Consider the following 13712-nt stretch of genomic DNA (forward strand, 5'->3'; position numbering starts at 1 on the left):
GTGTGATTTATAACATGTACGTGTGGCATTGAAATTCTTAACGCCATTTTCTCAAGGCCGGTCGGTTAATTTGTCATTATCCACAAAATCAACTGAAGTTGTTGGTTACCTCTGGATGACATCTTAATAGCATTGAGCGGTCCAATAGCAGGGGGTGTGTTAATTATTAATACTCAAAACCAACAAACACAAATCCATCTTCAATTTTTACCGGGTAGGTGGCCAGTCCACACTCGCTCCCGTTAAGATTTTTACCTGTTTTTAGAGAAAATGTCTTTTTATGGTAAGGACAGGCCACTTTGGCTTCACCGGATTGTGAACCGATCATACCCCTGGAAAGTATCATCTGCATTTTATGAGGACAAAGATTTTGTGTTGCGTACCATTCCTGTCTGCGTGAAAAGTTGAATACTGCAACCTGCAGGCCTTTATAGCTGATACAAGCGCCTCCATTTGCTGGAAAGTCCTCAATTCTAGCTGCTTTGTACCAGACCTTAACTGCTGCTGGCTCGACCGTTTTATATTGAACTAAAGTTTCGATCATCATAATGTTTAGTATTGAGATGTTAGTATTGAGTATTGAGGCTCATTCTGTTATCGTTCATCCCGTATTTTCAACTCAATTAAAGTTTATGCTCACTTTCATTCTAATTCATATGCCCGTTTAAGCAACAGGCACCTTTTGTCCCCGCATCAAATCAAACTTCTGCGTTGGATCAGGCTCCTCAGAGTTGATAAAATGGCGGAATTTAGATCGCAATCCCTCATTATTTACAACTTCTTTCCATTCACATTTGTACGTATTTATCATATACTTCATTTCATCTTCTAACTGCTCACCAATACCAAGAATGTCATTCACCACTACATCCTTCAGGTACTCAATGCCCCCCTCCATTTTATTCAGCCAGGTGGATGTACGGTTGAGCGGTTCGGCTGTTTTGATGTAAAACATCAAGAAACGATCAAGGTAGCGGACACAGGACTCTGTGTCTATATCAGTAGCCAGAAGCTTCGCATGTTGTGGGTTAGCTCCACCGTTGCCACAGACGTATAGGTTCCAGCCCTTTTCAGTGGCGATGATGCCAAAATCCTTGCTTTGAGCCTCGGCACACTCTCTTCTACAGCCAGAAACCGCACCTTTTATTTTGTGCGGAGCTCTTAGGCCTTTATACCTGTTTTCCACGTCTATAGCAAAGGATACCGAATCATGCAGCCCAAACCTGCACCAGGTGGATCCCACACAACTCTTGACCGTTCTCAAGGCTTTGCCATACGCGTGGCCACTTTCAAATCCGGCTGCAATCAATTCTTCCCATATCACCGGAAGCTGATCTATACGTGCGCCAAAGAGATCTATCCGCTGCCCTCCTGTTATCTTGGCATACAGGTCATATTTCTTAGCAACTTCGCCAAGTACTATGAGTTTTTCAGGGGTGATCTCTCCCCCGGGCACCCGGGGAACGATGGAATAAGAGCCTCCCTTTTGAATATTGGCCAGAAAACGATCATTAGTATCCTGAATAGTGTCCTGCTCCACAATAAGGTCGTTCCAAATACTCGCAAGCATAGATGCTACAGCAGGTTTACAGGTCTCGCACCCATCGCCAGAACCATGGCGGTCCAGCAACTCATCATAGTGCTTGATCTTATTGATTTTGATCAGATCAAACAGTTCCTGCCTGGTATGGTCAAAGTGTTCGCAAAGCACCTTTCTGACCGTTTTTCCCATGGATTTTAGGGTTTCGTTGAAAATGTCTGCCACCATCGGAGAACAGGCCCCGCAACCAGTGCCCGCTTTAGTGCACGACCTTACTTGCTCAATATTTTCAAGCTGATGCTCTTTAATGATATTTGCTATGGCTCCCTTTGTAACATTCTCACATGAGCAAACCTGCGCTTCGTCAGGCAAGTTGGCAATGGCATCTCCAGATGATTCGCCACGACTCCCCAGTATGAGATCTTCCGGCTGGGGAGGCAATGCAAGGCCATTTTGCATGATCTGTCTGAGCATATTGTAGTCACTCACATCACCCACAAGGACGCCCCCCATCAGTCGCTTTCCGTCTTCGGAAACATTGATACGCTTATAGAATCCTTGATTTTTATTTTCGAATATAATCGGCTTGCAGGGCACATTGTCACCAAAGGGGTCGCCGAAACTGGCTACATCTATGCCTATCAGCTTGAGTTTTGTAGACATATCATTTCCCGTAAAACTGGCGCTACCATCTCCGGTTAGCTGATTTACAACCACTTCTGCCATATTATATCCGGGCGCTACGAGACCATAGATCATGTTGTTATGCAAGGCAGCTTCTCCTATGGCATAAATAAACGGGTCACTTGTTTGGAGTTGGTCATTGACCACAACTCCTCCGCGAGGTCCCGTCTCAATACCAGCCTTTTTTGCAAGCTCATCACGAGGCACAATGCCACACGAAATCACCAGCATCTCCGTATTTAGTATACTTCCATCAGTGAATTCCAGCCCTTTCACCTTACCATTTCCCCGAATGGAAGAAGTGTTCTTGTTCATATGAATATTTATTCCAAGCGCCTGTAGCATCTCCCGCAGCATATTTGAGCCCTGATCGTCTAATTGCCTGGGCATAAGACGCGAAGCAAATTCTATCACGTGAGTTTCCAGTTCCATATCCATCAATGCCTTGGCCGCTTCAAGTCCTAATAATCCTCCGCCCAGCACAGCAGCTTTCTTTACCGTCTGGCCATAACCAATAATCCCCTCCAGATCTTCAATAGTTCTATACACAAATACACCTTTCTTCTCCACTCCGTTGATCGGGGGTACCATGGCGCTGGAACCCGTGGCTATGATCAGGACATCATATTTTTCCTTTTGTCCATGGTATGTGGATACTATCTTATTTTCCCTATCGATCGAGGTGACGAGTTCACCAATCCGAAGATCAATATTTTGCGAAGTATACCAATCCAATCCAGCCATAGCCAATGCAGAAGCCGACCGATTAGAAAAGTAATCACTAAGATGCACCCTGTCGTAAGCAGGCACTGGTTCCTCCCCAAAAACCACGAGTTGTACTTCCGATGGTGAAGCTTTTTCCCGTAGTTTTTCACAAAACTTGTATCCCACCATTCCATTTCCAATTACAACTACCTTTTTCATATGCAAAAATATTTATACGTAAAACTACGTAATTTATTTAATTAAAAGCAAGCAATTATACGTATTTATGTATATAAATAGGGATTTGAATACGTAGAACTACATTTTTGACTATATTTCAGTCGTTAATTTCCCACGACAGATCAACTAACAAAAACACAAATATTATGAGAAATATATCGGAGGTATTGGCTGAAATTGACCAGATCAATAAACAGGACCCAAGGCGCGAAGCATATGAAGGTGTTGATATGCCGAAAGAATATGTCTATAGCCTGCGAATGACCGAGATGATGGACTCTCACTACCCTGAAGCCGATGAGCTATTGAAAATAGCAGCAAGAGGACAGCACATAAAGCGATGGGTAATTCCCAGAGATGAATACCCGATGGATCGAAAGGGTTATCTACAATGGCGGACAAAGTTGAAGTTGATGCATGGCCAACTACTGACGGAAATCATGCAGAGACACGGCTATAGCATTGCGGAAACCAAAAAAGTAGCAGATCTTGTAGCAAAGAAGAAATTGCACACCGATGAGAACGCTCAAAAGCTGGAAGATATCGTCTGCCTGGTATTTCTTAAATATTACTTTGATGACTTTGCCAAACAACACCCTGAAGAAAAAGTAGTGGACATCCTTCGGAAAACCTGGAAGAAAATGAGTGAAAAAGGAAAGGAAATGGCAATGGAACTCAAGCTATCGGAAGGGGCGCAAAGACTGATCGGTACTGCCTTAAGCTCATAAGGGAGCTTCGGTTCGAATTGCCCTTAAGAATTAACGTCTTTCAGGTGAACCTGCTTTTGAGTAACTTCCATATAAACCTTTCTACCGCAAGGAACTGCAAGATTGTGTGCTTCATGCCCAAGTGGAAAATCATAAGCTATCGGAAAATTGGCATTTTGAAAGTGATCCCGAATAAGCTCATATATCGATTTACCAAATGGGATCTGTGTGTCCTTCATCTGTGAAAAATCACCGATAATAAGCCCCACGATATTATCAAATTTGCCCGCTCGCCTCAACTGCATAAACATACGATCCACTTTGTATAAGTATTCGTCTATCTCTTCCAGGAAAAGGATCTTACCGGTAGTATTAATTTCAGTTGGAGTACCCAGGCTCTCTGCTACCAGGGAAAGATTTCCTCCAATTATTTCTCCTTCTGCTATTCCCTCTTTGTTATTGCTCTTTGAAGCAACAATATAGTCCATAGGCCCTTCAAAGAGTATCTTTTTCAATGAGGCTAAAGACTCCTCTATCCCCATATAATCATACTGAACAGGCATAAGTCCATGGATACTTTCTATCCCGGCCTTGTTCAGGGCAATGTGGAGCGCGGTAATGTCGCTAAACCCGATAACCCATTTGGGATTTTGATTCAAAGCCCCGAAATCAAGCTGATCGACAATCCTTGTCATGCCATAGCCTCCACGTGCACAAAAAACAGCGGCCAGATCAGATGCATCCAGCATCTGCTGCAAGTCGCTCCTTCTTTGTTCATCAGTACCGGCAAAGTATCCATACTGCTTAAATAAGCAGTCTCCACAGGCTACTTCCACCCCCCACTCTTCAAACACCTCAAAAGCCTGGTACATTTGCTCCCGCGTGATCATTCTTGAGGGGGCAACAATCCCAATCTTATCTCCTTGTTTAAGTAATGGCGGTCTCTTTAACATGCTGAGTTGAATAAAAAAAGAGGCCGTCTCAAAAGTCTCCTTCTGACGGCCTCCGGGATTAAAATCTAATATGCTTAGTTTTCAGATGGAGTAACTCCCATTTTCTTCAAAACCAGGTCGCTGATATCATACTTCTCATCGGCATACAGCACCACATCTATACCTCCGATCTGCCCATTTAATACATAGGCGTAGCCATTTTCTTTAGCAACTATTTCGATATTATCGCCTACTTTCGTGTAAAGCGGTTGCATCAGGTCAGTTGACTTTTTCTGCATAGAGTTTTGCGCATCTTGCTGAAATTTCTGTATTCTTTGCTCAAGCTGCGCCAATTCTGTTTCTTTCTCCTGTCTGATCGCATCAACCATAGTAGCCGCACCTTGCTGATATGATTGTAGCTTCTGTTGGTACTCCTGGTATTTCGCCTGCAACTGATTCTGAAGCTGGGTATTATGTGCCTTCAGTTCAGCCTCTACCTGCTTAGCTTCAGGCATTTGACTTAGGATATAATCCACATCAGCATAAGCAATTTTTGTTGCCGTTTGAGCCTGAACAGCCGCCAGACCAAAAAAAGTTAGTGCTATTACCGTTAATAATAATCTGTTTCTCATGATATTGTATTAATTAAACATTTTTTACTTTATGACATCGTTCGGATCACCCAAACCTAATTCCTCAAGCACATAGTCTGTATAGTCATGCCTTGGATCAGTATAGATCATCACCATATCTCCGGCTTTATCAAACATAATTGCCAGGCGCTGGTCCTTACATACTCGCTCTATCGCTTCAAACACTTTGTCTTGCACCGGCTTTATGAGCTCCTTTTTTTTCAGAAAGAATAATCCTTCAAATCCGAATATCTTTTTTTGATATTCCTTCAGCTCACCTTCCTTCCTGCTGATCTCTGCCATGCGATCCTTCTTCATCTCGGCTGTAAGCAGTACTTCTTCTGCCTGTAATTCATTATACATGGACTCGATCTTTCTCGACATCTCTTTAATCTCCTCCTGCCATCCCAAAGAAAGCTTATTAATCTCCCCCTGAGCCTCTTTGTACTCTGGCATTTTGCCCAACACATAGTCTGTATCTACATAGCCAAACTTTTGTCCATATACATGAACTATCGAAAATAATGCCAGAAATAATATTAACGATTTTTTCATAACTATCGAATTTGCTGACCAATAGTAAAATGGAATTGTGCCCCACTTCGTTCCGAGCGGCCGGGAAGGGTATCAAATCCGTAACCCCAGTTCACTCCTATTAACCCAAACGCAGGCATGAAAATTCTGGCTCCAAATCCGGCAGAACGATAATTTTCAAAAGGATTGAAGTCTTCAAATGTATGGAAGTTGTTACCTGCCTCGGCAAATACAAATCCATAGATAGTCGCTGCCTGACCGGTGGTTACCGGGTAGCGTAGTTCCATCACGAATTTATTGTAGGCAATACCTCCACGTATGTCGCTGGCACCCAAGGCATCGTAAGGTGGGGTGATACTGTTGTTTTCATAACCACGCAGTCCTATGATCTCCGTACCCAGCAGGAAGTTCTGTCCTGCAAGTCCGTCACCACCTAAATAGAATCTCTCAAAGGGTCCTATACCGGCTTCCTTAGAATATGACCCGATAAACCCAAAATGGCCCCTTGTCTCTAACACAAGCTTGCCCACTAAATTAATATAATAGCTGGCATCGAACATCCATTTATGATATTCGATCCACTTATACCTTTCTGCATTTGAAATATTATCATAGTCCAGGCCTCTCCATAGCGAATATGGCGGTGTCAATGAAACGTTCAGCGATATACTTGACCCGGCAGTAGGATACATAGGATTGTCTATACTGTTTCTGGCAAGCGTTGTATTAAATGTTATACTATTGGCATTACCATCCGAAAATCCAAGTCCTCTGGTACCATAGTTATCCAACTCATATACCAAATAGGAAAGCGAATTCGTCAAAGTAAAATAATTATCCGGCCATTCCAGCCTTCTTCCCAGTCCAACAGTTATTCCCTTCAAGCGTAGTGAAGCATTGTAGTCGCCAAACCTGGGGAAGGTACCATCGGAGTTAGCCACTCGCGCTCGTTGCACCGAATAATTTAAGCTGACGGAAAGTGAGTTCGGCTTCTTACCACCTAACCACGGCTCTGTAAACGAGAAAGAATAACTTTGGAATTGTCTTCCATTGGCCTGTGCCCGGATAGACAGCCTTTGGCCATCACCCACAGGTATAGGGGTGAACTTGCCCTTTATCATATTTCTTAAGGAGAAATTATTCAGCACCAACCCAAGTGTACCTACGAATCCGAATTGGCCACCCCAGCCCCCGGATAATTCGATCTGGTCGCTTGATCTTTCCACCACCTTCCACTCTATATCCACAGTACCATCAGCAGGGTTGGGAAGTGGCGTAGGGCTGATCTGTTGCGGATCAAAGTACCCAAGTTGCGATAGCTGCTGCTGTGTGCGGATAATATCTGTTCTGCTAAATTTTTGTCCGGGTATGGTACGTAGCTCCCTTCTGATCACATGATCACGGGTACGTTCATTTCCGGCAATGATCACATTTTTGATTGTAGCCTGATCTCCTTCATATATTCTCATTTCCACATCTATAGAATCCCCCTCTACGGCTACCTCTACAGGGTTAACGCGAAAAAATAAATACCCGTCATCCATGTATAAACCACTGATGTCCGGTCCTTTAGGGTTAAACGTCAGCTTTTGGTCTATCAACTCCTTATTATATACATCACCTTTTTCTATACCCAAAATTTTATCCAGGGTGGCAGCGGTATGTACAAAGTTGCCCGTCCAGATAATGTTGCGGAAGTAATATTTTTTACCCTCATCCACCTTAATATCGATATTCACTGAATTGTCGCTATAAGCATAGATGGTATCCGAAATTATCTCCGCATCCCTGTAACCCTTCGAATTATAGAATTCAATGATCTTTATCTTATCATCTTCATAATCCGACTTGATGAATTTAGAAGACTTGAAGAAGTTGAGTTTAATGTTGTCAGTAACAAATTCTTTCAATTCCGAGCCTGACATTTCGTACGAAGAATCAACAAAACTTACTACGTTTGATGGGTTTATACCCATAACTAATTCTGCAGCTCTTTTGAATAGTGAAAACCGGACATGCTCATTAGTGGACTTCATCTTTTTCTTGATCCTGTTGTCAGCAAACTCCTCATTCCCTTCTATCCTGATCTTGTTGACTTTCACTTTTGATCTTGGATTCACCACTATTTTTAGCTTCACCCCATCAGAGTTGAGCGAATCCTGCTGCTGAATAACATTCACTTCAGCATTAAGGTAGCCCTTTTTTACATAACTGTTCTTTACGGTTATCTCAGTGTTTCTAATGATTGCATCAGATAATATCCTACCACGGATCAGGTTCAGATCTTCTCTTATCTCTGTTTCCCTGCTTTTCTTTACTCCCTCGAAGGTAAACCCTGTTAGCCTGGGTCTTTCAGATAATATAATATTCAGGTAGATCTGATCTCCTTCTATTTTATCAATAGCAATAGAAACATCCCCTACAAGGCCATGTTTCCAAAGCTTTCTTATAGCACCACTGATCTCATCACCCGGAACACTCACCTCGTCACCCACCTTTAACCCCGACAGGGAGATCAATGCGTTTTTATCCAAAACTTTGAGCCCTGTTACTTCTATACCGGCAATAACATATTCTTGTGGATTGGAGTAATTCAGGCCACTCTCATCATCCTGAGTATTGGTACGTTTTCTGAATTGACCATTAGCCGAGCCGGCTACAATAAAACAAAAAACTAAAAAAAATAATATTCTCTTCATTAATCAGGAATTCACTTGTTCACTAATTCGACCAAATCTTCGTTCTCTTTTTTGATATGATATAATTGCCTGATGCAGGTCTTCCTTCCTGAAATCGGGCCAAAGTTTGGTTGTAAAGTATATTTCGGTATATGCCATTTGCCAAAGTAAAAAATTACTGATCCTCATTTCTCCACTTGTTCTTATCAGTAGCTCAGGGTCAGGAATATCCGTAGTATTCAAATAAGACGCAAACGCGTCATTATCTATGTCATCAATTTTCAGGCTTCCAGACTGAACATCAGTAGCCAAACGCTTAACAGCCTCAATTATTTCCCAACGACCGCTATAACTTAATGCCAATACGAGTGTTAACCCTTTATTGTTTCTGGTCTGATCCATAGCCTCCCGCAGTTCTTTTCTGCATTTCGCAGGCAGGGTGGCAATATCTCCTATAGTAGTCAGTCGTACATTATTCTTTTGTAACGTTTTTAATTCTTTTTTAATTGTTGAAACCAGCAACTGCATCAGGCCATTTACTTCTTCAATCGGCCTGCCCCAGTTTTCTGTTGAAAACGCATAAAGTGTCAGGTACTTCACCCCAAGTTCTGCACAGCCTTCCGTTACCTCCTTTACAGCGGTAATAGCATTTTTGTGACCGAATATTCTTGCGGCACCTTTGTTCTTAGCCCATCGACCATTGCCATCCATTATTATGGCAATATGATTAGGCAATGCATCGAGATTAATATTTTCTATAGGTATAGACACAGGGATGCAAAATTAACCGTATTTATGTAAAAATGCTTATTTTATACTCCCTTTTTAACGCCTGCGATAATTTTTCTTGTATGGACTGGTTGGACAGGGTATTGTATAGAATGAATAGGTAAGCGATAGCCCCATATAGTGGTATAAGTCATTATCAAATTTATTTCCATACTGGTAATCTTTTATCACACCATCGCCTGCGCTGACATTATCCAGATAATCAAAAAAGGTTTTTCTGGCACCGAACTCTGCCCCTAAGTACCATTTAGGGTTTAATACATATTTAAAGCCGATACCAAATGGCACTGAAGGTTGAATGTTACTGTACTCAACAGGTTTATCAGCTTCTCCTGAGATGCCAAACATCGCGATACCTCCGAAAAAATACGGGGTCCACCGAAGCATGGAAGATTCCTCTCTCCACTTCAGGAAGTGATACTCAAAAACCGTTGAGATCTCGAACAGGAAGATATCAAAGCTGGCATCTCTGTTTTCCGCAAATGGGTCGATAGGAGTTTTATCGTCACTTGCCCCCAGCTTACCGGCAGTAGCAGATACTCGAAAGCTGACTGCCTTACTCATGTTAGATCGAAAAAAAACCGTACCGGCCGGCTTGATAGATTCAATATTAATGCCTCTGGAAAGGTCCCCTGAATACTTAAAGCCACCCAGTCCGAAACCTATTTCGGTTTCCTGAGCGATGGCGGTCTCTAAAACACACAGGCATATAAACGCAAAAACGGGAAGGCTTCTGCAAACTTTCCCAATTATGATCTTTAAATAGTTTTTCATGTTATCTGAATTTCGCCCGCCTGAACTGAGCGCCTATTATAAAAGCTACTTTTAAGGAAGTTACGAAATAAAGGTCCTTTTCATTTTTATTGCCCCTGACATTTCCGGGAGCTTCATAACCAAACCCCGCTATTTTGGTATAACTATTACCATCCCTACCCACCACTGTTATGGTGTTGCCCATAATCTCCTGTACATTTGGATTATCAGTTTGACGCGGGTCACCTGAAACAGGCGCATTTGGCACTTGAGACAGGTCTGACATCAATCTTGCCAAATCATTATCAAAAACACCCGGGTCCACATAACTGGCACTTACGTCATCTAAATAATCAGTGAACAGGTATCGCACACCAGATTCCAGGGAAAAATCAAGTACCTGGTTGAGTTTGAAACGAACTCCGAAGCCAAATGGTATAGCAATCTGAATATTTTTATACGGTTTGATGCCATGATTCGCATCTGTTTCCAAAAGGTCTGCAAACTGTCCTTCCGTACCCAGAGGCTGCAGGTCTACCCATGTACCTGCTTCAGGAAGGGTACTGTTTTCAGGAACAAAGGCCTGTGGGTTGTGGTGAAACACCGTTACCCCGGCAAAAACATATGGCGTCCACTGGGCCCGGCTAATGTATGTCATTTCATTGGAAAACAGATCAAACATAGCCGTTACGGTCAACTCTTTGATCCTGTTCCTGAAATGTAGATTTCTAACATATCGATACCGCGCATTTTCATTGTTCAGGTCCGCGGATTCGAAATCATCACCCCTGATCGTGCCGTAAGTAAAGGCCGCTCTAAGCGTATAACGAGGCCCAAAACGATATCCGAAAAAAATACCGACCCCGGGCCGGGTAAAGGAAATATCCGTGCTTGCTTTCTTTGAAAGAGGCGCCAGATCACCGAAATAGTTCAGTGCATTAAACGAAACTCCCAGATAACTATAGCGCTTGTCTTTTCCAAACCAGGCTTTCTGACCTTTAAAATTGGCAATCCTTTTGTTGTTCTTTCTTATCTGCTTACTTCTAATCTGTGCGTGTCCATCCTCTACCAGAGCCAGGAACAGTACCATACAGAATATGCCAACAAAGATGCTTCTCATTTCAAATCAATTTGATCCCATTCGATTAGTAATACCGGAAATTGAACAAAAGTAAACATTAATTCGGCAAAGAAAAAAATTAGTTTCTTACATCCAGCCCCCAGTTTAACTTTTGGCGCAAAGTTTCAAAGTAATTATTATCCCGCAATTTCACCAGCTTTGCCTTAAATTTTTCCTTTACAACCTTCAACCTCACAGAGTCATCAATTGTCTCAAATCTTGAGTCGAGTGATATCAAAAAATTACCACTCCTTCCTTCCACTGTAAAGGAAAGTTCACAGTTATCAGGTACAACAATTGGGCGCACTGTTAAGTTATGCGGACTAACAGGGGTGATGATAAAATTGTTTGACTGAGGAAGCACCAATGGACCTCCACAGCTAATATTATATCCGGTAGAGCCTGTTGGGGTAGAAACTATGATGCCATCGGCCCAATAGGAATTAAGGAATTCTCCATCGATATAAGCATGTACCACTATCATAGAAGTGGTATCCTTCTTCAAAATCGTGAAATCATTCAAGGCAAAGTTGAGGCCGTCAAAAAGCTTCTCATCAGATTCCAACCGCAGAAGTGTCCTTTCATCGTAGCTATAATCCGAACTAAACAAGCACTGAATTGCCTGCTCTATTTCCTGCTTGGAAGTAGTGGCCAGAAACCCTAATCTCCCGGTATTGATCCCTAAAATGGGCACCTCTGTGGGACCAACGTGCGTCAGCGCTTCCAGAAGTGTACCATCGCCTCCCAGGGTAAACATAAAATCGAGGTACTGCAAATCATCCTGCTCTTTGTATGTGGCATAGCGCCTGGCAGTGATCCTGTTTTTTGAAAGCTGTTCCTGGTACTCCTCGGAGATTACTATCTCTGCCTTTCTCTTATCCAGTTCATCGAATACCTTTTGAATAAAAGGGGCAGTCTTTTGATCAAATTTTTTGCCGTGGATGCCAATATGCATGAAAATGAATTAAATATCGAGGTACTTTAGCAGCATGTCAATTTTACCCTTCTCTTCATCCAAAACCTTGGTTTCCTGGAATCGGGCGATGATCTTGTAGCCAAATCTTTCCAGCGTAGCCACTATATGTGTAAGATCCAGCCTGTTGATCTTTAGCGTAACTTTGAGCTTAGCCGGATCTAGCTCATCTTCCTTAACGCTGCTGCTTAATATCTTAGCATTGTTTTCTTCCACCAACCTGCTGATCTCTGCCAGGGAGTAATTGATTTGGTTCATAGAAAGCACCAGTATACCCCCGGGTATCTGTACAGCGGCCGATTGGGCAAAAGAGGTGATAGTGTCTTGTACGGTAATAACACCGGCATAATTTCCCTCTTCATTCAGTACGCCAACCATATGCACATTATGATCAGAGGCTAGTTTAATCACATCGTAAAAGTGAGAACCCGAATAAACGAAGCAGTTTTTACCAATGAGTTCAAACTCGGAAACGGGTTTTTCCTCATCATTGGCCTCAAGTATAATATCCTCAGTGATCAGACCCAGAAACTTCTCATTTTCTACCACGGGAAGCTGATTACAACGCAATTCCTCCATCCAAAGCCGTGCCTTTTGAGCGCTGTCCTTTGGCTTCAGTGGTGGTATCATATGGTTAATCAGTTCCTCAGCTATCATTGCGTCTAGCATCTAAAAATTTATTTAAAATAATATTAAATTTCTCCGGGTGCTCCATCATTGGTGCATGGCAGCACTTATCGATAAAGTGCAGTTCAGAGTTAGGTATCAGCTTGTTGAACTCGTGTGCAACCATTGGTGGCGTAATAGTATCGTTCAAACCCCAGACAAGTAACGTTGGTTGCTTGATACGCTGAATTTCCTTTGCCATATTGTGGCGTTGCGCTGACTTGGCAATGGCTACTATTCTCAAACATTTGGGAATGCTCTTGGTGGTTTCAAAGACTTCGTCTACCAACTCTTTGGTAGCCGTATTGGGGTTATAAAAAGTATAAGCCACTCGCTCCCTGATATATTCATAGCTTCCTCTCTTAGGGAATGATCCACCCATGGAATTTTCAAAAAGCCCCGAACTGCCTGTAAGCACAAGGCTCTTTACTCTGGCAGGATTAGCAAGAGTATATATCAAACCCACATGTCCGCCCAGTGAATTACCGATCAAAGTCATATCATCCAGCTTTTTAAGGGCAACAAATTTTTCCAAAAAGTCATTAAGTCCATCAAGTCCTGCCTGCTTCAGCGGCATTTCATAAATAGGCAATAGTGGTATTACCACTCTGTAATTCTCCTTGAAATGATTTACAACACACTCCCAATTACTCAAGGCGCCGAATAGCCCGTGCAATAAAAGGAGTACTTCCCCTGATCCCTCATCGATATATTTAAATTCTTTCTCTTCTCTTACGGTTAGAGCCATAACAATATTAA

13 protein-coding genes are annotated in these 13712 nt (G+C 42.5%); 1 reads left to right on the forward strand and 12 read right to left on the reverse strand.

The window, feature by feature from the left end; genetic code table 11:
• Nucleotides 1-166: 166 nt before the first annotated feature.
• Together nirD and nirB are read right to left on the reverse strand one after the other, a co-directional pair.
• The gene (nirD, locus tag C900_RS11420) at nt 167-544 is read right to left on the reverse strand and encodes a nitrite reductase small subunit NirD (RefSeq protein WP_009580019.1); all 378 of its coding nucleotides are present in this window, start codon (nt 542-544) and stop codon (nt 167-169) included.
• Between the two features lie 120 nt (nt 545-664).
• Nucleotides 665-3148, reverse strand: coding sequence for a nitrite reductase large subunit NirB (gene nirB / locus C900_RS11425; RefSeq protein WP_009580020.1), 2484 nt, complete (start codon nt 3146-3148; stop codon nt 665-667).
• A 167-nt stretch (nt 3149-3315) separates the two neighbouring features.
• Here nirB and C900_RS11430 point away from each other — a divergent pair, with 167 nt between their 5' ends.
• A complete protein-coding gene (locus C900_RS11430) occupies nt 3316-3897 on the forward strand; it encodes a DUF4202 domain-containing protein (protein ID WP_009580021.1) in 582 nt (193 codons plus the stop codon).
• A 23-nt stretch (nt 3898-3920) separates the two neighbouring features.
• On the opposite strand, the gene C900_RS11435 is transcribed toward C900_RS11430, so the two are convergent.
• The 10 genes from C900_RS11435 to C900_RS11480 form a co-directional block, all read right to left on the reverse strand.
• Nucleotides 3921-4829, reverse strand: a complete 909-nt coding sequence (locus C900_RS11435; RefSeq protein WP_009580022.1) for a S66 peptidase family protein — start codon at nt 4827-4829, stop codon at nt 3921-3923.
• A 74-nt stretch (nt 4830-4903) separates the two neighbouring features.
• The gene (locus tag C900_RS11440) at nt 4904-5440 is read right to left on the reverse strand and encodes an OmpH/Skp family outer membrane protein (protein ID WP_009580023.1); all 537 of its coding nucleotides are present in this window, start codon (nt 5438-5440) and stop codon (nt 4904-4906) included.
• A 24-nt stretch (nt 5441-5464) separates the two neighbouring features.
• On the reverse strand, nt 5465-5995 hold the full coding sequence (locus tag C900_RS11445) for an OmpH/Skp family outer membrane protein (RefSeq protein ID WP_009580024.1): 531 nt from the start codon (nt 5993-5995) through the stop codon (nt 5465-5467).
• A 2-nt stretch (nt 5996-5997) separates the two neighbouring features.
• Nucleotides 5998-8673 carry a BamA/OMP85 family outer membrane protein gene (locus C900_RS11450; protein WP_009580025.1) on the reverse strand — a complete coding sequence of 892 codons (2676 nt, stop codon included), beginning with the start codon at nt 8671-8673 and terminating at the stop codon, nt 5998-6000.
• A 3-nt stretch (nt 8674-8676) separates the two neighbouring features.
• Entirely contained in the window at nt 8677-9363 is a 687-nt protein-coding gene (locus C900_RS11455; RefSeq protein ID WP_009580026.1) for an undecaprenyl pyrophosphate synthase, read from the reverse strand.
• Nucleotides 9364-9477: 114 nt separating this feature from the next.
• Nucleotides 9478-10215, reverse strand: a complete 738-nt coding sequence (gene porG, locus C900_RS11460; RefSeq protein WP_009580027.1) for a type IX secretion system protein PorG — start codon at nt 10213-10215, stop codon at nt 9478-9480.
• A gap of 1 nt (nt 10216) precedes the next feature.
• Complete coding sequence (locus C900_RS11465; protein ID WP_051052828.1) at nt 10217-11314, reverse strand: DUF6089 family protein; 1098 nt, start codon at nt 11312-11314, stop codon at nt 10217-10219.
• A gap of 79 nt (nt 11315-11393) precedes the next feature.
• Entirely contained in the window at nt 11394-12269 is an 876-nt protein-coding gene (locus tag C900_RS11470) for an NAD kinase (protein WP_009580029.1), read from the reverse strand.
• 9 nt (nt 12270-12278) lie between these two features.
• Nucleotides 12279-12956, reverse strand: coding sequence for a CBS domain-containing protein (locus C900_RS11475; RefSeq protein ID WP_245558423.1), 678 nt, complete (start codon nt 12954-12956; stop codon nt 12279-12281).
• Nucleotides 12934-13701, reverse strand: coding sequence for an alpha/beta fold hydrolase (locus tag C900_RS11480; protein WP_009580031.1), 768 nt, complete (start codon nt 13699-13701; stop codon nt 12934-12936). Before C900_RS11480 ends, C900_RS11475 begins: the two co-directional genes overlap by 23 nt.
• Nucleotides 13702-13712 lie beyond the last annotated feature (11 nt).

Origin of the sequence: Fulvivirga imtechensis AK7 (genome assembly GCF_000331535.1) — a bacterium.
GTDB lineage: Bacteria > Bacteroidota > Bacteroidia > Cytophagales > Cyclobacteriaceae > Fulvivirga > Fulvivirga imtechensis.